Genomic DNA, 22,913 nt, shown 5'->3' with positions numbered 1-22,913 from the left:
GGGTAGCGGGTTGGTCGGGATTTAGCGTGGCAGGAGCGAAGATCGCCACGCCTGCGGTTTAGATCCACTCTTTAACCGTCAGAAAATCGCTGTACAGCGCGGCTTCTGGCGTGCCTGGCTCTGGTTGATAGTCGTATTCCCAACGTACCAACGGTGGCAGTGACATCAGAATGGACTCAGTACGACCGCCGGTCTGCAAGCCGAACAGCGTGCCACGATCCCATACCAGATTAAATTCAACATAGCGCCCGCGCCGATAAAGCTGAAATTGACGTTCGCGTTCGCCCCAGGGCAAATCTTTACGTCTGGCGACGATGGGCAGATAAGCGTCGAGGAAACCTTTCCCTACGGCCTGAATAAACCGGAAACCGTAGTCAAAATCGGGGCTGTTAAGATCGTCGAAAAATAAGCCGCCGATACCGCGCTGCTCATTACGGTGCTTAAGGAAGAAGTAATCGTCACACCATTTTTTATAACGTGGATAGACATCTTCACCAAAGGGCTGGCACAGCCTGGCTGCGGTTTGATGCCAGTGCACCGCATCTTCGGTGAAACCATAATAGGGTGTCATATCAAAGCCGCCACCAAACCACCATACCGGATCGGCACCAGGTTTTTCAGCAATGAAAAAACGGACATTGGCATGGCTGGTTGGCACCCAGGGGTTTTCCGGATGGATCACCAGTGATACGCCCATTGCCTCAAAACTCCGGCCAGCCAGTTCTGGCCGATGTGCCGTAGCGGAAGCGGGCATTTGATCGCCGTGGACGTGAGAGAAATTAACCCCGGCCTGTTCGAAAACGGCACCATTACGCAGGACGCGACTGCGTCCACCGCCGCCGCCTTCGCGGTTCCAGCTATCTTCAGCAAAGGACGCGCTGCCATCAGCCTGAGCCAGTTGCTGACAAATAAGGTCCTGTAAATCCAGCAAAAACTGTTTAACCTGAGCGGTATCGGGAACGTTCATAACCAACCTTAAGTTAAAAATTAATGCGCGTAGTATACGGAAAAAGGATCAGCCGGGGCGACGGTTATTGGCATCAAATTCGTTAAAGTAGCTGATAATTCCGTCGGTGATGGCACTGGCAATCTTCTGACGAAAGGCGGTGGTGCCCAGCAGGCGTTCCTCTGTCGGATTAGTAATGAAAGACGTTTCTACCAGTACCGAGGGGATAGAAGGCGATTTCAGTACGGCAAAGGCGGCCTGTTCAGTGTGCTGGCTGTGCAGGTGGTGCACGGGACGGATCTGATTAAGCACGTGTTTCCCCAGCGTCAGGCTGTTCTTAATCGTGTCCGTTTGCACCAGATCGAACAGGACCTGTTGCAGATAGTGATCTTTCTGCGCTGCTTTTACTCCGCCGACCTCATCCGCCGCGTTTTCGCGCTGGGACAGATAGCGGGCCATACTGCTGCTGGCTCCCCGGTTGGAAAGAGCAAAGACGGATGCGCCGTTGGCATCCTGACTGGTAAACCCGTCGGCATGAATCGACATAAAAAGGCTGGCACCGTGCTGGTGGGCAATTTCAACGCGCTCACCCAGTGGAATAAAATGGTCGGTTTCACGGGTCAGTCGCGCTTCAATATGTGGATGGGTGCTGAGCAGATGACGGATGTGGCTGGCAATTTCCAGTACCACATGCTTCTCTTCGGAACCTTCTTCGCCCACCGCGCCTGAATCAATTCCGCCGTGGCCGGGATCAATCATCACGATTTTTTTCCCGTTACTGGCAACGCTCGGGGCATTGCTACGCGGGGAGCTACCTTTAAAAACGTTATGCTCTTCCTTAGCCCTGACCGGCTTGTTAGCCAGCAATGCCAGTGCGAGACCGGATAGCAGCAGATTGCGACGGCTGGTAAGTGGGGTCAACGGGCCAAACTTTTTCATTACTACATCCTCAGCGCATAAAGTGCTTACTGTTATAGCGCAAGGTTAACGTAGCTGCGAGAAAGGAACTATTTCAACGTCTTACTGTATTGCAGCAGGCTAACAGATGACGAGACGCCCCGTGGCGGTCAAATGTTTGATGGGATTGTTTGTATGCACCTCTGTAAAGCGTATTCCGGTGATGCCTCTCTTTTCTGAACCGGCGAAAAAACCAGACAGCCAGAGACGGGCATTGAACGGCTTTTTTTATGATTAATTCCCGCCAGGCTTGCACCGGCGAAGGAAAGCGTGATAATCAGCAAATTATGATTAACATCTGGGGTAACCTCATGGAAATCCGCGTATTCAACCAGGACGATTTTGAAGAAGTGATCACCCTCTGGGAGCGTTGCGATCTGTTGCGCCCGTGGAACGATCCGGAAATGGATATTGAGCGTAAGCTCAATCATGATCCTGATTTGTTTCTGGTGGCGGTGGTGGGCGGAGAAATTGTTGGCACGCTGATGGGCGGTTACGACGGTCATCGCGGCTCGGCTTACTATCTTGGCGTGCATCCTGATTATCAGGGACGCGGATTTGCTAATGCATTGATCAACCGGCTGGAGAAAAAGCTGATTGCCCGTGGTTGCCCGAAAATCAATGTCATGGTGCGTGAAGAAAACGACGCCGTGTTGGGTTTCTATGAAAAGCTGGACTATGAACAGCAGGACAGCCTGCTGCTGGGCAAACGTCTGATTGAAGACCGTGAATATTAACCGTCCGGGTGACCTGCCGTCACCCAGCCTTCCCCCGCTGTGAGCCAATGAAACTGATTTATTCTCCGGATGATTATGATGCCCGTGGACAGCTCAGGTTACCTGCTGCTTTCTGGATGATTTTATTGCTTCAGGCCCGGACCTGGGTGCTGTTTGTGATGGCTGGCGCGTCGCGACAGCAGGGGGCAGAGCTACTGGCGTTATTTTACCCGGATACGCAGGCATTCTGGACGGGTATTGGCCTGGGGATCCCGGCGGTACTGGGGCTGTTGCTGACGGGCTATCGACAGCGCTTTCCGCGTCTGTGGCAGGCCTGGAGATGGGTACTTTGCCTGACCCTGCTGGCGATAGTGGCTCAGCAGGGAGTGCGGTTATGGCAGGAGGATGAGCCAGTGGCCCCCCTGGTGGTGTTATTTACTTTGCTGGACCTTACGGGACTGATTTATCTGGCGTCTGGTCGCCGCATCAGAGACTGTTTTGACCCGGCGTTGTCTGCCGGATAAAACTTTTTAGCTGAAACGCACTCCAAGCCACTAAATTAACGTTATCTGTTTTAACCGGAGCCGTAATGAAGACTGTTCGCCCACTATTAATTGCCGCCGCATTGATGATTGCCGGCTGTGCCAGTTCTGGCGATGCCCGGGGCGCTGACAGTGGCGCAAGCTGGTGGAACCCGCTCAGCTGGTCCTGGTCAGCCGCCGCACCCTGGAACTGGTTTGGTTCCTCCTTACAGGTTAGCGAGCAGGGTATCGGCACATTGAACGCCGCTACGCCCATGAATGAAGAAGCGATCGGTGCCGCGCTGAAGAATAACTATCAGATACGCAAAGGGATGCGCGGTGAAAATGGCGGCGTGGTGACGTTCTTCCAGGGCGTTGAAGATAAGAAAGTCAGGATTGTGGTTAACGGCACGACGACGGACAGCCAGATTGAAGTGAGCGATCCTGCCATTACCACTTCAGACGGTAAAAAGATGGGTACCCCTTTTAGCGAACTTTACAGCAAGGCATTTGGTGCCTGTCTGAAAGTGTCCGGTAGCGAAGGTGTTGAGTGCAAAGCGCCCGGCAGCCAGCACATCAGCTACGTCTTCAGTGGAGAGTGGCATGGTCCTGAAGGATTACTTCCTGCCGATGAAACGCTCAAAAAATGGACCATCAGCAAAATTATCTGGCGTAAATAATGTCCGCAACAGGCCGTCATCTGACGGCTTTTTTAATCCCTCTTTTTCTGACTCCTGCATAAACAATTCCATCCGCTTATAGCTTTTTAAGCTTGCAAATCACCAAACGGTATATAAAAGCGTTACAGGTTTTTCTCGGGTTATAAATAAACTGGCGACTGTTGAAGGCAGGTTCCGGACTGAATACAGGGTAGAAAATGACGTTAGCGATATTGCAAAAATTTCTTGGTGGTGCCGCTGTTACCCTGTTGCTGGCCGGTACCGTGCAGGCAACAGAACTGCTGAACAGTTCTTATGATGTCTCCCGTGAACTGTTTGTCGCGCTTAATAAGCCTTTTGAGCAGCAGTGGGCAACAGAAAATAATGGCGACAGGCTGACAATCCGCCAGTCACACGCCGGTTCGTCAAAACAGGCGCTGGCTATTTTACAGGGTCTTAAGGCGGATGTGGTGACCTACAATCAGGTGACGGATGTACAGATCCTTCACGATCGCGGCAATCTGATCCCGGCCAACTGGCAGACACGTCTGCCAGACAACAGTTCACCCTTTTATTCGACGATGGCTTTCCTGGTGCGCAAGGGAAATCCTAAAAACATTCACAGCTGGCAGGATCTGACCCGAAGTGACGTTAAGCTTGTCTTTCCAAATCCTAAAACCTCCGGTAATGGTCGCTATACTTACCTGGCCGCAATGGGTGCAGCAAAGCTGGCTGACGGTAACGACAGTGCTAAAACGGCGCAGTTTATGACGCGGCTGTTAAAAAACGTCGAGGTCTTCGATACCGGCGGGCGTGGAGCCACCACCACCTTTGTTGAGCGTGGTCAGGGCGACGTGCTGATTAGTTTTGAATCGGAAGTAAACAATATTCGTCATCAATACGCCGCAGAGGGTTACGAGGTGGTGGTGCCTGAGAACAATATTCTGGCTGAGTTTCCGGTGACGTGGATTGATAAAAACGTTGCGGCAAATCACACCGGGAAAGTGGCCAGAGCCTATCTGGACTACCTCTACAGTCCGACTGCGCAAAAGATTATTACCGACTTTTACTATCGGGTGAACAGCCATGAGTTGATGGCGGCGCAGGGCGATCGTTTTCCTCCTGTCAAATTGTTTCGGGTAGAGGAAATGTTCGGTGACTGGCAGCAGGTAATGAAAACGCAGTTCGCTAACGGTGGTGAACTGGATAAGTTGTTAGCAGCGGGACATCAGTAATGTTTGCCAGCAAAAATAAGCGCGTATTGCCAGGTTTTGGTATCAGTCTGGGCAGCAGCCTGTTTTTCACCTGTCTGATCCTGCTTCTGCCGATCAGTGCACTGTTAATGCAGCTCTCGCACATGACGCTGGCACAGTACTGGGAGGTGGTAACCAATCCGCAGATGGTCGCGGCATACAAAGTCACTCTGCTGTCGGCGGCTGTGGCATCTGTTTTTAATGCTTTTTTTGGCATGCTGATGGCGTGGATCCTTACCCGTTACCGTTTTCCTGGCCGGGCACTGCTGGATGGGCTGATGGATCTTCCTTTTGCTCTGCCGACGGCGGTTGCCGGTTTGACGCTGGCGGGGTTGTTTTCGGTCAATGGCTGGTATGGACAGTGGCTGGCGCAGTTCGACATTAAAGTCTCTTACACCTGGCTGGGTATTGCCGTGGCGATGGCCTTCACCAGCATCCCGTTTGTGGTCCGCACGGTGCAACCGGTACTGGAAGAGCTGGGTCCTGAATATGAAGAAGCGGCTGAAACCCTTGGTGCCAGCCCGTTTCAGAGTTTTCGTCGTGTGGTACTGCCCGAAGTGGCCCCGGCGCTCCTGGCGGGAACGGCGCTTTCATTTACCCGCAGTATTGGTGAATTCGGCGCGGTAATTTTTATCGCCGGCAATATCGCCTGGAAAACAGAAGTAACTTCGCTGATGATTTTTGTCCGACTTCAGGAGTTTGACTATCCGGCTGCCAGCGCTATCGCGTCGGTGATCCTTGCCGCATCGCTGTTGCTGTTGTTTGCAATCAATATCCTGCAAAGCCGTTTTGGCCGACGTCTTGGAGGTCACTAATGGCTGATATTACTGAATTCAAACCATCGGCACGAAGCCGTAGCAGCTGGAGCAAGTGGCTGCTTATCGCGTTGGGGATGATCTTTTCTGTTGGCCTGTTGGTGGTGCCGCTTATCGCTATCTTCGCCAGTGCTTTTGAGCAGGGCATGGTCGCGATGTTCAGCAATCTGAAAGATGGCGATATGCTGCACTCAATCTGGTTAACCGTGCTGATGGCGCTGATCACCGTGCCGGTGAATCTGGTGTTTGGTACGCTGCTGGCGTGGCTGGTGACAAGATTCAGCTTTCCCGGACGACAGTTACTGCTGACACTATTCGATATTCCTTTCGCCGTGTCGCCTGTGGTGGCCGGGCTGATGTATTTGTTGTTCTGGGGCGTCAATGGTCCGGCCGGTGGCTGGCTGGATGCGCATAACATTCAGCTGATGTTCTCATGGCCAGGCATGGCAATGGTCACCATTTTTGTTACCTGCCCGTTTGTGGTTCGCGAACTGGTCCCGGTGATGCTTAGCCAGGGTAGCCACGAAGACGAAGCGGCAGTGTTGTTAGGGGCTTCCGGTTGGAAAATGTTCTGGCGGGTGACGCTGCCGAATATTCGCTGGGCCCTGCTTTATGGGCTGGTGCTGACCAATGCCCGGGCAATTGGTGAGTTTGGTGCGGTATCGGTGGTGTCCGGATCGATCCGCGGCGAAACCTATACGCTGCCATTACAGGTTGAATTACTTCATCAGGATTATAATACCGTAGGTGCATTTACCGCGGCGGGTCTGTTAACCCTGATGGCTATTGTCACTCTGTTTCTGAAAAGTGCATTGCAATGGCGTCTGGAACGTCAGAATAGTCGCCAGCATCAGGAGGGGGAATCATGAGCATTGAAATTACTAACATTAACAAATCGTTTGGTGCCACTCGCGTGCTCAACGATATTTCACTGGATATCCCCTCTGGTCAGATGGTGGCGCTGCTGGGGCCATCCGGTTCGGGCAAAACCACGCTGCTGAGGATTATTGCCGGTCTTGAGAATCAGAACAGTGGCCGCCTCAGCTTTCATGGTGACGATGTCAGTGATCTGCATGCCCGCGACCGTCACGTCGGTTTTGTGTTTCAGCATTACGCTCTGTTCCGCCATATGACGGTATTCGATAATATTGCCTTTGGTCTGACCGTGTTACCCCGTCGGCAGCGCCCGTCTTCTGCGGCGATCAAAGAAAAGGTAAACCAGCTGTTGGAAATGGTGCAGCTTGGTCACCTGGCAGGACGATTTCCGGCACAGCTATCTGGTGGTCAGAAGCAGCGTGTGGCCCTGGCCAGGGCGCTGGCGGTCGAGCCGCAGATTTTACTGCTTGATGAGCCATTCGGCGCGCTGGATGCCCAGGTACGTAAAGAGTTGCGTCGCTGGCTGCGGCAGTTACATGAAGAGCTGAAATTTACCAGCGTCTTTGTTACTCACGATCAGGAAGAGGCAATGGAAGTGGCCGATCGTGTGGTGGTGATGAGTCAGGGGAATATTGAACAGGTGGGGACGCCGGATGAAGTCTGGCGCGATCCGGCCACCCGCTTTGTGCTTGAGTTCCTCGGCGAAGTCAACCGTTTTGACGGCGAAGTTCACGGTTCTCAGTTCCATGTGGGGGCACATCACTGGCCGCTCGGTTATACCTCGGCACATCAGGGGGAAGTGGAATTGTTCCTGCGCCCATGGGAAATCGATGTCAGCCGGCAGAGCAGTCTCGAAACGCCGCTCCCGGTTCAGGTGCTTGAGGTCAGCCCGCGTGGGCACTACTGGCAACTGCTTGTCCAGCCTGTTGGCTGGAGCCAACAGCCGGTGACGTTGGTGATGGAGGGGAACCAGACGGCTCCGATTCGCGGTGAACGGCTGTTTGCCGGTTTACAGCAGGCGCGACTTTACAAAGGAGAGACACCTTTGCGGCAGGTTGCGTTTGCACAAAGTGCCTGATATTTTCGGGCAGAACAGGGTCGGGCTTGCCTGACCTTTTTTTATCCTGCCTTTTGCGTGGACATCTGCATAGTGAATACCCTGGAACAGACCATTGGCAATACGCCGCTGATTAAATTGCAACGGCTTACCCCGGCTAACGGTAGCGAAATCTGGCTTAAGCTGGAAGGTAATAACCCCGCAGGCTCAGTAAAGGATCGTGCGGCGCTATCAATGATCCAGATGGCTGAAGAACGGGGTGAAATTCGTCCTGGCGACGTGCTGATTGAGGCAACCAGTGGCAACACCGGTATCGCGCTGGCAATGATCGCGGCGTTAAAAGGGTACAGGATGAAGCTGTTAATGCCGGAAAATATGAGCATTGAGCGCCAGGCGGCGATGCGGGCTTACGGGGCGGAGCTGCTACTGGTCAGCCGAGATCTGGGGATGGAAGGTGCGCGCGATCTGGCGAACGCCATGCAATCCCGGGGGGAAGGAAAGGTGTTGGATCAGTTTAATAATCCGGACAACCCACTGGCACATTATCGTTGTACCGGTCCGGAAATCTGGCAGCAGTCAGCCGGGCGGCTGACACATTTTGTCTCCAGCATGGGAACCACAGGCACCATTAGTGGAGTAGGGCGATATCTTAAGGAACAAAGTGACCGGGTGACCGTTGTTGGTCTGCAACCCGCAGAGGGAAGCAGTATTCCGGGAATTCGCCGCTGGCCTGCCGCCTATCAGCCTGCAATCTATCGTCCGGAGTTGGTAGACAGGGTTATGGATATCACGCAGGCGGAAGCAACGCAGACCATGCGTTTAATGGCGCAGCGGGAAGGCATATTTTCGGGCGTCAGTTCCGGCGGCGCGGTAGCAGGTGCCTTGCGCATTGCCGGGGAACAGCCCGGCAGTGTGATTGTGGCTATTGTCTGCGATCGTGGGGACCGCTATATCTCGACCGGAATTTATTAATTTTCGTAACATTAAAGCCGGAATTGTTCAGTCAGCTATTCCGGTTAGCCAGGTTAAAATTCACCCTCTTTCATGCCTTCTGTGTGTCCATTTTTTGCCCTCTTCGCTATTTTATCCTGTTTTTGAAATTATCACCTTACAGGCTGACTGATACACTGTAAGGATTGGGTAAAATGTGCTGCGAAACTTGCCACAACGGGTGAAAATAGCGGCAACTATCCTGAGAGAATAAGTATGAAAATTTTACTGGTTGATGACGATCTTGAGTTGGGAACCATGCTCAGTCAGTATCTGATAGCCGAAGGATTCGACGCCTCGCTGGTGCTGAACGGTAAGGCGGGCATTGAGGGGGCGATGTCGGGAGAATACAGTGCGATGATCCTGGATATCATGCTGCCTGATATGAGTGGTATCGACGTGCTGCGACAGGTACGGCAGAACTGCCGTTTGCCGGTCATCATGCTGACGGCCAAGGGCGATAATATTGACCGGGTCATCGGCCTGGAGATGGGGGCAGACGACTACGTGCCTAAACCCTGTTATCCCCGTGAACTGGTGGCGCGTTTGCGTGCGGTTCTGCGCCGTATTGATGAGCATCCGGTCGAAATTCAGAGCAAAGAGCTGGTCAGTTGGGGAGAGCTAACGATGAACCCGGCGACGCGCATCAGTGAGTGGCAGAAGCAACCCTTCGACCTGACCGCTTCAGAGTTTAATCTGCTGGACCTGCTTCTGCGCTCACCCGATCGGGTGGTTTCAAAAGATGAACTCTCTGAGAAGGGGTTGGGGCGTCCACGCGAAGCCTACGATCGCAGTGTTGATGTGCATATCAGCAATATCCGCCAGAAACTGTCGGCCCTCACCAACGATGCCGTCAACATTGAAACGGTGCGTAGTATAGGTTATCGCATCAGATGAAAGCAGGTTACCCCGGTTTTCTGTTCTGGAAAATTCTGCTCGGCTTCTGGCTGACGTTTTTGCTGATGAGTCAGCTGTTATGGCTGGGTTTCCAGGTGTACGGTAAACACCATGAACCACCAGAAAATCTGGCGGCGCGGCGTATCGTTAATCTGCAAATGACCTCAGCCGTTTCAGTGTTGCAGCGAGGCGGGATGGAAGCGCTGAATGACATGATGGCGGACTGGTCCAATAGCGACAGGCGTTTTTTCTCGGTACGGGTAATGCCGAAGCCGCCACAAGAGCAGCCCAGAAGCAATCTTGATCGTAATTTACGTCCTGGCGAATTCCCGAAGGAAGTTATCGAATGGGTGACCGGCGCGGATGGTCAGCAATATCAATTGCGTTACGACGTGCAGGCTTTGCGTGAAGACAGCAATATGGGTGGCCCACGCCGCAGTTTCCTGAATGTTCCTGAACCTTTTCTTTTTATCGGTGGCGGTGGGGGATTACTGTTCAGCCTTTTTCTTGCCTGGAATCTGACCAGACCTATGCGTCAGCTGCGAGGTGGTTTTGATCGCGTTGCAAAAGGCGATCTGTCGGTACGTTTATTTCCAAAAATGCGCCGCCGCTATGATGAATTGTCGGTGGTGGCTCAGGATTTTGATGCCATGGTTGAGCGTCTTTCTGTGCTGGTTAAGGCACGTGAGGAATTGCTGCATGACGTCTCTCATGAGCTGCGTTCACCCCTTGCCCGTTTACAGTTGGCAACCGGCCTTGCCCGGCAGACGCCCGAAATGCTGACGCAGTCGCTGGACCGTATTGATGATGAAGCCCGTCGGCTGGATAAGATGATTGGTGAGTTGTTGACACTGTCACGCGCCGAACATGAGACGTTGCCTGATGAGCAATATTTTGATCTGCTGGGATTGCTTGAGGCGGTGGCGAATGATGCGCGTTATGAAGCTCAGATCCCCGGAGTGGAGATTCTGTTAGTTGCCGAGCAGGAGTGTGATTATACAGTCAAAGGCGATGCGAAGCTGATTCGCTCGGCGGTGGAAAATGTGGTGCGCAACGCTCTGCGTTTTTCACTGCACGGTCAACAGGTTAAAATTACCCTGCGTCAGGAAAATGGCTGGCTGGCTATCAGCGTCAGCGATCAGGGGCCGGGTGTGGACGCCGATAAACTCTCCAGTATTTTTGATCCTTTCGTCCGGGTGAATTCACCTTTATCGGGCAAAGGCTACGGTCTGGGATTATCAATAGTACGCAAAGTTCTGCTGGCACATCAGGGTGAAGTCAGTGCTGTCAACGGTAAGGACGGTGGGCTGGAACTGACGCTTCGTCTGCCGCATTGGGTGGTTTAAGCACCTGACCGAATGCTATCATCTCTGCCTTTCAGCATTTGTGTTCACCTTAATGAGGTAAGGGATGAGTAAAGCGGCTCCCAGTAAGAAGCAGGAAGTTCAGCGTATTGTCGAAGCTTTGTCGCTGGCAATTGCTCAGCACCGGCTGAAGCCGGGAATGCGCCTGATTGAGACGCAGATAGTGGAAGTGCTGGGGGCTAATCGCAATCACGTTCAGACCGCATTACAGCGCATGGCAATGCAACATATTGTCACCATCGAGCCTAATCGTGGTGCGATGGTTGCCCGGCCAGAAGCCAGTGAAGCTCGGGAGGTTTTTATTGCCCGCCGTGCTATTGAGTGTGCGATCATTTCCTGTATTACTCCTCAGGCAATCACTGAATTTGCGGATGAATTGCACGCCAGGCAAAAAATTGAGCAGGAGGCCGTTTTCCGCGGTGACCGTCGCGAGGTGTTGCGAGAACTGTGTGAATTTCATCTGCTACTGGCAAAAATAAGCGGCAATAAGGTACTGGAAGAAATTCTTAACAACCTGATGGTACGCAGCTCATTGATCGTCGCCCTTTACCAACGCAATGATCTATCGGTCTGCCAGTGTGACGAGCATGACGAGATTGTGGCGGCGTTAAGGGTGGGAGACCAGGTTCTGGCGCAGAAGGCGATGACAGAACATCTTGACCGTCTGGAACAGCAGCTGGATCTGCGTGAAATTGCCCCGGATACATTAAGCCTGCGCGATGCACTGGCAGGGTAAATGCCTGGTATACAGCAAAAAAAAAGCTCCCTGATTTTTTCAGGAAGCTTGTGTGAGTTCGCTGTCGGATTACTTTTTGATACGAATAACCGGTGTTTCGCCTACGACAACGCTGCCTGTCAGTTTCACCAGTTCTTTAATCTCATCCATGTTCGAGATAACAACCGGCGTCAGCGTTGATTTTGCTTTTTCTTCCAGCAAAGCCAGATCGAATTCGATGACGACGTCACCTTTTTTCACTTTCTGACCTTCTTCGGCAATACGTTTAAAACCTTCGCCTTTCAGCTCGACAGTGTCGATGCCGAAATGGACAAACAACTCAATGCCATTGTCAGATTCAATGGAAAAAGCATGATTAGTTTCAAAGATTTTTCCGATGGTACCATCAACCGGCGCTACCATTTTATTGCCAGCAGGTTTGATAGCGATACCGTCGCCAACAATTTTCTCCGCAAATACGACGTCCGGTACGTCTTCAATATTTACTATCTCACCGGACAGCGGCGCTACGATCTCAATGGCTCCAGATGCGCTATCTGATTTATCGCCAAAAAGTTTTGAAAACAAACCCATGATCTTCTCCTAAGCAGTAATATTGGGCTAGCGTCACCACGTATCAGCAGAGTGTCTTTTCTTCAATGAACTTGTTGACCAGGTTCATCAACTCGTCCGCTGTCGGTTGAGCCATGGCCTGCTCTGCTAACGCTTTTGCATCTTCGAAATTCGTATTTCGGATGATTTTCTTGATGCGCGGAATAGAAATGGCACTCATACTGAACTCATCCAGCCCCATTCCCAATAAAAGTAGTGTAGCACGTTCATCGCCAGCAAGCTCACCACACATCCCGGTCCATTTTCCTTCAGCATGAGATGCATCAATAACTTGCTTGATAAGCGTCAGTACTGAAGGGGTCATTGGATTGTACAGATGAGAAATCAGATCGTTGCCACGATCAACTGCCAGCGTGTACTGGGTTAAATCGTTGGTGCCAATGCTGAAGAAATCAACTTCCTTCGCCAGGTGATGAGCAATCGCAGCAGAGGCGGGTGTTTCCACCATGATGCCAACTTCGATGCTTTCATCAAAAGCTTTACCTTCTTCACGCAACTGCGCTTTTAATTTTTCCAGCTCCGCTTTCAGCGTGCGAACTTCTTCAACAGAGATGACCATCGGGAACATAATGCGTAGTTTGCCAAACGCGGAAGCACGCAGAATAGCGCGTAACTGGGCATGAAGAATCTCCGGGCGATCCATGGCAATACGAATCGCACGCCAGCCAAGGAACGGGTTATCTTCTTTTGGCAGATTCATATACGGCAAATCTTTGTCACCACCGATATCCATGGTGCGCACGATGACCGCCTGCTGTCCCATTGCCTCTGCGACGGCTTTATAAGCCTGGAACTGTTCTTCCTCGCTCGGCAGTGACTCACGATCCATAAACAGGAACTCAGTTCGGTACAGGCCGACACCTTCAGCTCCATTTCGCTCAGCCCCTGCCACGTCACGCACTGTACCGATGTTGGCACAGACTTCAACCTGATGACCGTCAAGCGTAATAGCTGGCAGATCTTTGAGCTTGGCCAGATCGTTTTTTTCGGACACATACTGATTGTGGATTGCCTTCAGCTCGTCGATTTTCTCCTGCGACGGATTAACATAAATATTGTTATTTACGCCGTCGAGGATCAGAAAATCGCCATTTTTAACCTCAGAGGTAACATTGCCGGTGCCGACAATGGCTGGCAGTTCAAGAGAACGCGCCATGATAGAGGTGTGTGATGTGCGTCCACCTAAATCGGTGATAAAACCCAGCACTTTATCCAGATTCAGCTGCGCGGTTTCTGAAGGTGTAAGGTCTTTAGCCACCAGCAGAACTTCTTCAGCGATAGCGCTGAGATCGACAATATGCAGACCCAGAATATTCTGTAACAGGCGTTTACCAATATCACGCACGTCAGCTGCGCGTTCTTTCAGATATTCATCGTCAAGCTCTTCCAGGGCCTTAGCCTGACCTTCAATTACAGAGTGAACAGCCGCGTCGGCAGAAGCAAGGTCGTCTTTGATCAGGGCAATGATCTCCTGCTCCAGCTCTTCATCCTCCAGCAACATAATGTGGCCTTCGAAGATGGCTTCTTTCTCTTCACCGAAGGTTTCTCCGGCTTTGATTTTGATCGCTTCCAACTGTGCGGCAGCTTTATTACGACCATCAAGAAAACGCTGGACTTCCTGTCCGGCCTGATCGGCAGAAATTTTTTTTCGGTTGATGACGATCTCATCTTCTTTAAGTAGAAGCGCTTTGCCGAAAGCTATACCCGGTGATGCTAAAATGCCTGAAATCATAATCCTACCTTTTTAATAACGGGCAACTGCCAGGGCTGTCGTTCTGAATCTGTCGGCCACATAAACGTAGGTAGAACGCCGTTACCACTGCTGCAACAGGCTGGCTACTCACGACTGGCACCGAGGGGGACTAGATGAAAGCAACAGCGCGGACCATATAGCCCGCGACAGAAATGGTTGCAAAAATTTCTTAAGCCCGCACTGGAAAAACCAGGGCTTATTCGAGTTCTGCCATCAGTTTGACCAGATGCTCAACGGCCTTCTGCTCGTCTTCGCCTTCAGCTGACAGAGTAACAACCGTTCCCTGAGTCAGGCCGAGCGTCTGTAGCTTGAACAGACTTTTCGCGCTGGCAGATTTGCCATTTGAGGTGACGGTGATTTCAGAAGCAAAAGCTTTCGCTTCTTTCACGAACTGAGCGGCGGGACGAGTGTGGAGGCCGTTAGGTGCGGTAATGGTAACTTCTTGCTGGAACATTATGTTTCCCCAACTTAATTAGGTTTTGTGTCGTCGTTCTAAAGTCTGGCCGTGGGCTGTACTTTAGTCTGGATGTGTCGCGCTGGCCTGCGTACAATGACGCGCCAAAAAATGCGCTGATAAAGGTCAGGAGGAAGCGAATGGGCACTTATGCCTTCCGACTAACGTTTTCCTTTCCTATTATGCCGCGATTTGCGCAGCTCCGCCAAACCAGTAAATCGATTCAGCTTGATCCATTTCATGGAGCGATTAATTTTGTGGTTCGAAATAATTGGAAGCTTAGATACCAGACACCCAGGGGTAAAAGCAATCGGCAGGGATGCAAAACTTTGACCTGCTCCACAAAAAAGCACCCGAATGGGTGCTTTTTTAGAAAATTCGCATTCCGGATATTACTGCTGCAACTCTTTCTCGGTGAAAAGATCGGCAAACAAAGCAGTACTCAGGTAACGCTCGCCGGAAGAGGGCAGGATGACAACGATGTTTTTATCCGCAAATGCAGCTTCTTCCTGCAATTTCAGTGCCGCCGCCACAGCCGCACCTGAAGAGATACCTGCCAGGATGCCTTCTTCCTGCATCAGCCGACGCGCGGTTGAAATGGCCTCGTCATTAGTAATGGTCAACACCCGATCAACCAGGCTCAAATCAAGATTTCCCGGAATAAAGCCTGCACCAATACCCTGGATTTTATGTGGGCCGGGTTTGATCTCCTCGCCCGCCAGAGCCTGCGTAATCACCGGTGAATCGGTTGGCTCGACGGCCACGGTCAACAGATCTTTTTTACCTTTGATATTTTTAATATACCGGCTGACGCCGGTGAGTGTACCGCCCGTGCCCACCCCGGCAATGAATACATCAAGGTGGCCGTCGGTATCTTCCCAGATTTCAGGGCCGGTAGTTTTTTCATGAATTTCAGGATTGGCAGGATTGCTGAACTGTTGCAACAGGATAAATTTGTCAGGGTTGCCGGCAACAATTTCTTCTGCTTTGCTGATGGCACCCTTCATGCCTTTTGCCCCTTCGGTTAGCACCAGATTCGCGCCCAGCGCTTTCAGCAACTTACGGCGCTCAACACTCATGGTTTCAGGCATGGTCAGGGTCAGCTTATAACCGCGGGCGGCAGCAACGTAAGCCAGGGCTATGCCCGTATTACCGCTGGTCGGTTCGACCAGTTCGACGCCGGGTTTGAGAATGCCACGTTTTTCCGCATCCCAGATCATGTTTGACCCGATGCGACATTTAATACTGAAGCTTGGATTGCGGGATTCAACTTTTGCCAGAATGCGACCATTACCAATGCGGTTCAGTCGAACCAGCGGCGTATGACCGATTGTTAACGAGTTGTCTTCGTAGATCTTACTCATGGCCCATCCTTAACTGTATGAAATATTGGCAACCTCGAGAGCATACCCTGTTCATATTTCCTGAGAAGTAAAGAAATTGCATATATATATGTAATGCAGCAATAAGGGGTAATCAAAAGGCATAAGGCTCAGGGTTTGCGGTTGGACAGGCTCTGATACCGATCAACCCACATTGCCGTTGCGCCACAGACGGCCACCGGCATGATAATCAGATTAAGTAGCGGGATCAGGGTAAACAAACTGACCAGCGCACCAAATTGCATATTGTCAGTTTTGTGCTGCTTTAAAGCGCTGCGCATCTGTCTGAAACTGACTTTGTGATTATCGAACGGGTAGTCACAGTATTGAACTGAGAGCATCCAGGCACTGAACAGAAACCACAGAAGCGGTACGACTGTCTGACCAAATCCCGGAATAAAATAGAGCAGTAAAAGTACGGCAGCTCTTGGCAGATACCATGCCAGCTTTTGCAATTCGCGTTTCATGATGCGAGGGATGTCTTTCAACATCTCCATCCAGCCACTGTCTGGTAAAGGTTTTCCCGTCAGCCTGCCTTCCAGTTGTTCAGCCAGCAAACCGCAAAACGGCGCGGCTATCCAGTTTGCCACCGTCGAGAAAAAGTAGCTGAAAACCAGCAGAATTGAGATAACCGCCAGTGGCCAGAGCAAATAGCTTAACCACTGTAACCAACCGGGAACCGAAGACATCAGGGCTGGCAGCCAGTGCCCCAGCTGTTGGAACAACCAGATAAAGGCTCCTCCCATTAGCAAAACATTCACTATCAGAGGAACGATAACAAAGCGGCGAATCCCCGGCAGTGTTATCAGCTTCCAACCCTGAAAAAAATAGTGGATACCATTAGTGTTGGTTGCTGTTGAGTGAGTGGTCATCGGCTGCTTTCCTTATTTATTGGCCAGGCGATGCTACCACATACAGAGTGTTAATACCGGAAGGGGGGCTTTTGGACAAAAAAACAGCAAAAAAATGTGTCGACTCACGCTTATTTGTCAGAAAATACTGCACGGACTTGCACTTGTGCACCAGGGCAAATACATTTAGAGGATAAAGTTTGCCGTGTTGGCAAGGTATTGGAAGACAGAGAGTACAATGGTGCAGGATTTGCGTCTGATATTAATTGTTGTTGGCGCGATCGCTATAATAGCGCTTCTGGTTCATGGCCTGTGGACCAGCAGTAAAGAGCGCTCATCGGTTTTTCGTGATCGTCCGCACAAACGCTTAAAGCAGGAAAGAGAAGAGTCGTTCGACGACATTGATGAGCCTGGTGAAAATGTTCGCGCCAGGCCTGCGCGTGCGCGTGCTGAAGACGAGCATGAGCATGAGTTGACTGAACATCAGCAAACACCTGAAAGACCTGCACCAGCCAGGTTGCGTGTGCCGCCGGAATCTACTCCTCCTCACGTGCCGGTCGTTGATCAGCAGCCTGAACTTGACCCTTTGTTTGGCGCTGAATTACCGCCTGAGCCTGCCCCACGCCAGGTTACAGAGCCGGTTGCTCCAAAACCAGCTCAGCCTGTCAGGCCGACTCCGGCAGAGGCACATCATCAGCCGGAGCCTGATCTGCTTCCCGAGCCGCAGCAGTCAAAAGCAGTGCCAACTGCAACCAGACCTCCGCAGGAACGTCTGAAAGAGACCGTACTGGTCCTTCATGTTGGTGCGCATGTTGGTGGCGTGTTGAACGGCGAGTCTCTGCTTCAGGGTATCCTTCAGGCAGGTTTTCAGTTTGGCGAAATGAACATTTTTCACCGCCATCTGAATCCCGCTGGCAGTGGCCCTGTTTTATTCAGCCTGGCCAACATGGTTAAGCCTGGTTCATTTAATCCTGATGAAATGTCTGATTTTTCCACCCCAGGCATCTCGATATTTATGATGGTGCCTTCATACGGTGATGCAAACCAGAACTTCAAGCTGATGTTGCAATCCGCTCAGCGCATCGCTGACGACGTTGGCGGCGTGGTGCTTGACGATGAGCGGCGTATGATGACTCCACAGAAGCTGGAAACTTACAAAAGCCGTATTCGTGAAGTGACTGAGGCCAACGCCTGATAGTCCTCCCGGGAGCGTTTTAATCCTCACTTTTCAGAACCCCCGCTTGTCGGGGGTTTTTTATCGCTATGGTGCCGTTATGCAATCTGTTCAAGACAAAATTATCGCCCTGCAAACCACTCTCAGGCATTACGAATATCAGTATCATGTCCTTGATGAGCCAGTGGTTCCGGACGCTGAATATGACCGCCTGATGAACGAATTGCGGGAGCTGGAAGCGGCGAATCCACAGCTTATTACGCCAGACTCTCCCACTCAGCGCGTGGGTGCTGAACCACTCACGGCCTTTGAGCAGGTGCGTCATGAAGTGCCAATGCTTTCACTTGATAATGCTTTCGATGAAGAGAGCTATCTTGCTTTTAACAAGCGTGTACAGGACCGTCTGAAAAGTACTGATGACATCATCTTCTGTTGCGAGCTGAAGCTGGATGGTCTTGCTGTCAGTTTGCTTTATGAAAACGGGGTGTTGATCCGGGCGGCAACCCGTGGAGATGGTACTACTGGCGAAAACATCACCGCGAATGTTCGTACTATTGCTGCAATACCTCTGCGGCTCAGGGGTGAAAATATCCCGGAGAGAATTGAGGTTCGCGGTGAAGTATTTATGCCCCAGGCCGGTTTTGAAAAACTTAACGAAGAGGCAAGGCGAACGGGCAGTAAAGTTTTTGCTAATCCCCGCAATGCTGCTGCCGGTTCACTGCGGCAGCTTGATCCCCGTATTACCGCACGTCGTCCGTTAACCTTTCTGTGCTATGGCACGGGATTGCGTGAAGGAGGCGAGATGCCGGGCAGTCACCTCGCACGCCTGCAACAACTGCGAGATTGGGGACTGCCGGTCAGTGACCGTATCTGCCTGTGCCGCTCTCCCGCAGAGGTACTGGCGTTTTACCGTAGAATTGAAGAAGAGCGCGCTGCGCTGGGGTTTGATATCGACGGGGTGGTCATTAAGGTTGATTCTCTGGCACAACAGGAACGGCTGGGATTTGTCGCTCGTGCTCCTCGCTGGGCTGTGGCCTTCAAGTTTCCCGCCCAGGAACAGATCACTACCGTACGTGATGTGGAGTTTCAGGTTGGACGTACCGGAGCAATTACGCCGGTGGCTCGTCTGGAGCCGGTGCAGGTGGCCGGCGTCATGGTCAGCAACGCCACGCTGCACAACGCTGATGAAATTGATCGGCTGGGGCTGCGTATTGGCGATCGGGTAATTATCCGGCGAGCCGGTGATGTTATTCCACAGGTGGTAGGTGTTATTGAATCCGGACGTCCGGATGATGCAAGAGAAGTGGTTTTTCCAACGCACTGTCCTGTTTGTGGTTCAGACGTCGAACGCGTGGAGGGCGAGGTGGTGGCGCGCTGCACTGGCGGATTGATTTGTGGCGCACAGCGTAAGGGGGCGTTAAAACATTTTGTCTCACGTCGTGCGATGGATGTGGATGGCCTGGGTGACAAGATCATCGACCAGTTGGTGGATAAAGAATACGTCAAAACGCCGGCGGACCTGTTCACTCTCAGCCCCGGCAAGCTGACCGGCCTTGACCGGATGGGCGTTAAATCGGCACAGAATGTGGTTAATGCACTGGAAAAAGCAAAGCACACCACGCTGGCGCGCTTTCTGTATGCGCTGGGGATTAGCGAAGTTGGTGAGGCTACGGCAGGTAATCTTGCGGCACATTTCGGCTCAATTGAGAAGATCTTAGCTGCGGATGAAGAGGCGTTAATTGCCGTTCAGGATGTCGGTACGGTAGTCGCTGCCCATGTGCGTAATTTTATGGACGAAGAGAGTAATCGTGAGGTGATACGTCAGTTGATTGAGGAAGCCGGTATCACCTGGCCTGCGGTTACCGTGGTGAAGGCTGAGGACATCGACAGTCCTTTTGCCGGTAAGACGGTTGTGCTGACCGGATCCTTATCGGTACTGTCACGTGATGAGGCGAAAGATCGTCTTACCGCGCTGGGAGCGAAAGTCAGCGGTAGCGTGTCAAAGAAAACCAGCCTGGTTATTGCCGGAGAAGCCGCAGGATCGAAACTGGCTAAGGCACAGGAACTGGGAATTGAAGTGATCGATGAAGCAGAGATGATCCGACTATTAGGTGATTAACATGGAAAAAGAGCATCTGAAGGAAATAGCGAACACCGCCATGCCGTTTGGTAAATATAAAGGCAGAATGTTGATCGATCTGCCGGAGCCCTATCTGCTGTGGTTTGCCCGAAAGGGCGAATTCCCTGCCGGGCACCTTGGGGAGCTGATGCAACTGACGCTGGCGATCAAAACCGAAGGACTTGAAGGGCTGATTAAGCCACTGAAAGCGAGCCTGTAAACCTCACTCAAAGTGGCAATGACAAGTCAGTGCTATATGCGACGGGGTTGTCTGTGGTGTTTTACACCAGTTTAAAGGCGGAACTTTAGTCCGCCTGCTTCATCTGTCGCGGGGTTTCAACCGGGGCGTTGTTCTTCTCCTGCTGCTTCTCGGCCAGTTTTTCTCCGGCCTTTTTATAGCGCTGTGCCAGCATTGAGCAAACCATCAACTGCACCTGATGGAAGATCATCAGTGGTAACACGATGATGCCAACTGCCGCCGAAGGAAACAGAATGTTGGCCATGGGCACGCCATTTGCCAGACTTTTCTTTGAACCACAAAACAGAATGGTAATCTCATCAGGACGATTGAAACCGAACAGGCGCGCCGCCAGCAGATTAATCACTAATACAACGGCTAACAGGCCCAGACTGCCTGCGAGAATATACAGCAGCGTACTGACGCCCACACGATGCCAGATACCATTGACCACCGCCTCGCTAAAGGCGGAATAAACCACCAGCAGGATTGAAGCCTGATCCGTTTTACCGATCAAACCACGATGCTTCTCCACCCAGTTGGCTATCCATCGGCGCGAGATGTGTCCCAGTACGAATGGCAGCAATAATTGCAGCATAATTTTGCCAATTTGCTCCAGATTGCCGCCGGCTGCATCGTTATGCACGTTCATTACCAGACCAACAAGTAAAGGGGAGATGAACACGCCAAGCAGGCTGGATGCTGAGGCGCTGCATACCGCAGCGGCCACGTTGCCACCAGCAAGAGAGGTCAGGGCGATAGCAGACTGTACGGTGGCAGGAAGAATACACAGATAGAGAAAACCGGTGTAAATCTCTGTGCTGACCGGCAGCGGATGCCACCATACAAACAGCAGACCCAGCATCGGAAACAGCACAAATGTACTGAACATCACCCACAGGTGTAGCCGCCAGTGGCTGCCACCGGCAATGATTTTCTCTCGTGACAGTTTGGCTCCGTGCATGAAAAAAAGCAGCGCGATAGCCGCAGTGGTGAGCCATTCAAAGAAATCGACAAAATGACCACGCGCGGGCAGGAAAGAAGCCAGCAGCACGGTGACGATAAGCTTCACCATCAAAGGATCGAGACGAAAAAGACGCATTGTTAATATCCGGTTAAATTAAACAATGCGGCTATTGTGCGACGAGTGGGTTTAGAAATAAAATTGATTTATTGAATTCATATATGAAAAAAACAGATGAATTACTCACTCCGTCAACTTCGGGTATTCGTCGCTGTCGCTCAGCAGGGTAGCTTCAGTCAGGCCGGACAGCAGATTGGGCTGAGCCAGTCAGCCGTCAGTCACAGCATTAAAGAGCTGGAAGGGGAAATGGGTATCCGTCTTCTGGATCGCACCACACGTGAGGTGCTCCTTACTGAGCCAGGCAAACAACTGGCCAGCCGTCTTGAACGCCTGCTGGAAGAGTTGAATACAACGTTACTGGATGTGCGCAGCTATGGGCAGCAGCGCAGTGGCACGGTGCGCGTTGCAGCCAGTCAGACTATCTCTGCGCATCTGATGCCGCAATGCCTGGCAGCGAGTCAACTGCATTTCCCTGAGATAAAAGTGATGTTGCACGACAGACCCCAGCAGTGGGTGTTGCAAAGCATCCGTAATGCTGAAGTTGATTTTGGCATCGTTATCGGGCCGCTGCCGGTTGAAGATTTTGCGTGTGAGGCCATTCTTGATGAGCCTTTTCTGTTGCTGTGCCGCCGGGATGATCCGCTGGCTGAACAGTATCCTGTGCACTGGAAGATGCTCAACCAACGCCAGTTGGTTCTCCAGGATTATGCATCTGGCAGCCGGGTGTTAATCGACGAAGCTTTGCGAGTACAACAGATCGAAGCGGAAATTGTGCAGGAGATTGGGCATCCGGCGACATTGTATCCGATGGTGGAAGCGGGGATTGGTATCAGTATTCTGCCTGCTCTGGCGCTACCTTTACCGCGGGGAAGAGCACTACTGGTGAGAAGGATGGTGCCGGAGATTAACCGGACGATTATGCTGGTACGGCGTAAGAACCGCTCACTGACACCGGCAGCTGAAGCTATCTGGCAGGAAGTACGTCAGCAGGCTGTGCTGCTGACGCAACAACGCCAGAATATGCCAGCGTTTTAGATATACACATCCAGCGAGTTAGTTGCCGTTGGACGATTAACGCCATCGGCCGCTTTAGTGGTGGCGGTGGTTGCTGCCTCTTTCTTGATGTCTTGCTTTTCCTGTGCTGCCTGAGCCTGTTGCTGCTCGATTTGTGCTATCTGTGCTTGAATCATTTGAATCTGGCTGTCGATCATCTGCTCCTGCTCCGACTTTTGCTCGTCGGTCAGGGTGGTGTCGTTACCCAGACTTTTTAACTGGTTCTGTAGCTGAACAATCTGTTTGTTCAGGCTGGCAATTTGTGACGTTGAGCCACTGCTGCCCGTGCTTGCGGAACCGATTGAGGTGCTGGAACTGATAGTACTCATCGTCTTCTCCTTTGTAATAGACCAGATCGGTTATCGGCATATGTCGCAGCAGACTTGATGAGTAAATTGTAAGAATT

At 51.8% G+C, this 22,913-nt stretch carries 23 protein-coding genes and 1 pseudogene; 15 read left to right on the top strand and 9 right to left on the bottom strand.

Going from position 1 to position 22,913, the window contains the following annotated elements:
• Positions 1-58 precede the first annotated feature (58 nt).
• Both hemF and amiA read right to left on the bottom strand, forming a co-directional pair.
• Positions 59-967 carry an oxygen-dependent coproporphyrinogen oxidase gene (gene hemF, locus BG55_RS12930; protein ID WP_034938278.1) on the bottom strand — a complete coding sequence of 303 codons (909 nt, stop codon included), beginning with the start codon at positions 965-967 and terminating at the stop codon, positions 59-61.
• A gap of 48 nt (positions 968-1,015) precedes the next feature.
• On the bottom strand, positions 1,016-1,885 hold the full coding sequence (gene amiA / locus BG55_RS12925) for an N-acetylmuramoyl-L-alanine amidase AmiA (protein ID WP_034938277.1): 870 nt from the start codon (positions 1,883-1,885) through the stop codon (positions 1,016-1,018).
• Positions 1,886-2,214: 329 nt separating this feature from the next.
• On the opposite strand from amiA, the gene BG55_RS12920 reads away from it, so the two are divergent.
• The 11 genes and pseudogenes from BG55_RS12920 (at position 2,215) to BG55_RS12870 (ending at position 11,787) form a co-directional block, all read left to right on the top strand.
• Positions 2,215-2,640: a GNAT family acetyltransferase gene (locus BG55_RS12920; protein WP_034938690.1), complete on the top strand. Its 426-nt coding sequence runs from the start codon at positions 2,215-2,217 to the stop codon at positions 2,638-2,640.
• Between the two features lie 47 nt (positions 2,641-2,687).
• Positions 2,688-3,143 (top strand): DUF2919 domain-containing protein, encoded by a 456-nt coding sequence (locus BG55_RS12915; RefSeq protein ID WP_034938275.1) that lies wholly within the window; start codon positions 2,688-2,690, stop codon positions 3,141-3,143.
• A gap of 65 nt (positions 3,144-3,208) precedes the next feature.
• Complete coding sequence (locus BG55_RS12910) at positions 3,209-3,820, top strand: RpoE-regulated lipoprotein (RefSeq protein WP_034938273.1); 612 nt, start codon at positions 3,209-3,211, stop codon at positions 3,818-3,820.
• A gap of 197 nt (positions 3,821-4,017) precedes the next feature.
• Positions 4,018-5,034, top strand: a complete 1,017-nt coding sequence (gene cysP, locus BG55_RS12905; protein WP_034938272.1) for a thiosulfate ABC transporter substrate-binding protein CysP — start codon at positions 4,018-4,020, stop codon at positions 5,032-5,034.
• Complete coding sequence (gene cysT / locus BG55_RS12900) at positions 5,034-5,867, top strand: sulfate/thiosulfate ABC transporter permease CysT (protein WP_034938270.1); 834 nt, start codon at positions 5,034-5,036, stop codon at positions 5,865-5,867. The genes cysP and cysT overlap by 1 nt, the downstream gene beginning before the upstream one ends.
• A pseudogene (gene cysW / locus BG55_RS12895) lies at positions 5,867-6,743 on the top strand (sulfate/thiosulfate ABC transporter permease CysW). Before cysT ends, cysW begins: the two are co-directional and overlap by 1 nt.
• Positions 6,733-7,821: a sulfate/thiosulfate ABC transporter ATP-binding protein CysA gene (gene cysA, locus BG55_RS12890; protein WP_034938267.1), complete on the top strand. Its 1,089-nt coding sequence runs from the start codon at positions 6,733-6,735 to the stop codon at positions 7,819-7,821. Before cysW ends, cysA begins: the two are co-directional and overlap by 11 nt.
• Positions 7,822-7,893: 72 nt before the next feature.
• Positions 7,894-8,772 (top strand): cysteine synthase CysM, encoded by an 879-nt coding sequence (gene cysM / locus BG55_RS12885; protein WP_034938265.1) that lies wholly within the window; start codon positions 7,894-7,896, stop codon positions 8,770-8,772.
• 234 nt (positions 8,773-9,006) lie between these two features.
• Positions 9,007-9,687: a response regulator transcription factor gene (locus tag BG55_RS12880; RefSeq protein ID WP_034938263.1), complete on the top strand. Its 681-nt coding sequence runs from the start codon at positions 9,007-9,009 to the stop codon at positions 9,685-9,687.
• Positions 9,684-11,033, top strand: a complete 1,350-nt coding sequence (locus BG55_RS12875) for an ATP-binding protein (RefSeq protein WP_034938262.1) — start codon at positions 9,684-9,686, stop codon at positions 11,031-11,033. The genes BG55_RS12880 and BG55_RS12875 overlap by 4 nt, the downstream gene beginning before the upstream one ends.
• A gap of 64 nt (positions 11,034-11,097) precedes the next feature.
• Positions 11,098-11,787, top strand: coding sequence for a GntR family transcriptional regulator (locus BG55_RS12870; RefSeq protein WP_034938260.1), 690 nt, complete (start codon positions 11,098-11,100; stop codon positions 11,785-11,787).
• A gap of 69 nt (positions 11,788-11,856) precedes the next feature.
• Here BG55_RS12870 and crr read toward each other — a convergent pair whose 3' ends face one another.
• The 5 genes from crr to cysZ form a co-directional block, all read right to left on the bottom strand.
• Positions 11,857-12,360: a PTS glucose transporter subunit IIA gene (gene crr / locus BG55_RS12865; RefSeq protein ID WP_034938258.1), complete on the bottom strand. Its 504-nt coding sequence runs from the start codon at positions 12,358-12,360 to the stop codon at positions 11,857-11,859.
• Between the two features lie 43 nt (positions 12,361-12,403).
• Positions 12,404-14,131, bottom strand: a complete 1,728-nt coding sequence (ptsI, locus tag BG55_RS12860) for a phosphoenolpyruvate-protein phosphotransferase PtsI (protein WP_034938256.1) — start codon at positions 14,129-14,131, stop codon at positions 12,404-12,406.
• A gap of 217 nt (positions 14,132-14,348) precedes the next feature.
• Positions 14,349-14,606, bottom strand: a complete 258-nt coding sequence (gene ptsH, locus BG55_RS12855; RefSeq protein WP_034916267.1) for a phosphocarrier protein Hpr — start codon at positions 14,604-14,606, stop codon at positions 14,349-14,351.
• Positions 14,607-14,998: 392 nt separating this feature from the next.
• Positions 14,999-15,970: a cysteine synthase A gene (gene cysK / locus BG55_RS12850; RefSeq protein WP_034938255.1), complete on the bottom strand. Its 972-nt coding sequence runs from the start codon at positions 15,968-15,970 to the stop codon at positions 14,999-15,001.
• Positions 15,971-16,098: 128 nt separating this feature from the next.
• Positions 16,099-16,860, bottom strand: a complete 762-nt coding sequence (gene cysZ, locus BG55_RS12845) for a sulfate transporter CysZ (RefSeq protein WP_034938253.1) — start codon at positions 16,858-16,860, stop codon at positions 16,099-16,101.
• A 217-nt stretch (positions 16,861-17,077) separates the two neighbouring features.
• Between cysZ and zipA the strand changes: the two genes are divergently transcribed.
• The 3 genes from zipA to BG55_RS12830 all read left to right on the top strand — a co-directional run bounded on the left by zipA (position 17,078) and on the right by BG55_RS12830 (position 20,352).
• The gene (zipA, locus tag BG55_RS12840; protein ID WP_034938251.1) at positions 17,078-18,034 is read left to right on the top strand and encodes a cell division protein ZipA; all 957 of its coding nucleotides are present in this window, start codon (positions 17,078-17,080) and stop codon (positions 18,032-18,034) included.
• Between the two features lie 79 nt (positions 18,035-18,113).
• Positions 18,114-20,132 (top strand): NAD-dependent DNA ligase LigA, encoded by a 2,019-nt coding sequence (gene ligA / locus BG55_RS12835; RefSeq protein ID WP_034938687.1) that lies wholly within the window; start codon positions 18,114-18,116, stop codon positions 20,130-20,132.
• A gap of 1 nt (position 20,133) precedes the next feature.
• Positions 20,134-20,352: a DUF3820 family protein gene (locus tag BG55_RS12830; protein ID WP_034938250.1), complete on the top strand. Its 219-nt coding sequence runs from the start codon at positions 20,134-20,136 to the stop codon at positions 20,350-20,352.
• Positions 20,353-20,437: 85 nt separating this feature from the next.
• Here BG55_RS12830 and BG55_RS12825 read toward each other — a convergent pair whose 3' ends face one another.
• Entirely contained in the window at positions 20,438-21,472 is a 1,035-nt protein-coding gene (locus tag BG55_RS12825) for a bile acid:sodium symporter family protein (RefSeq protein WP_034938248.1), read from the bottom strand.
• A gap of 96 nt (positions 21,473-21,568) precedes the next feature.
• On the opposite strand from BG55_RS12825, the gene BG55_RS12820 reads away from it, so the two are divergent.
• Positions 21,569-22,489 carry a LysR family transcriptional regulator gene (locus BG55_RS12820; protein ID WP_034938247.1) on the top strand — a complete coding sequence of 307 codons (921 nt, stop codon included), beginning with the start codon at positions 21,569-21,571 and terminating at the stop codon, positions 22,487-22,489.
• On the opposite strand, the gene BG55_RS12815 is transcribed toward BG55_RS12820, so the two are convergent.
• The gene (locus tag BG55_RS12815; protein ID WP_034938245.1) at positions 22,486-22,836 is read right to left on the bottom strand and encodes a FlxA-like family protein; all 351 of its coding nucleotides are present in this window, start codon (positions 22,834-22,836) and stop codon (positions 22,486-22,488) included. The two genes, BG55_RS12820 and BG55_RS12815, sit on opposite strands and share 4 nt — an antisense overlap.
• Positions 22,837-22,913 lie beyond the last annotated feature (77 nt).

The sequence above is a fragment of the Erwinia mallotivora genome (genome assembly GCF_000590885.1).
Lineage (GTDB): Bacteria > Pseudomonadota > Gammaproteobacteria > Enterobacterales > Enterobacteriaceae > Erwinia > Erwinia mallotivora.
Note: the sequence above shows the minus strand (reverse complement) of the source record. Positions and strands in the feature narration are given on the sequence as shown.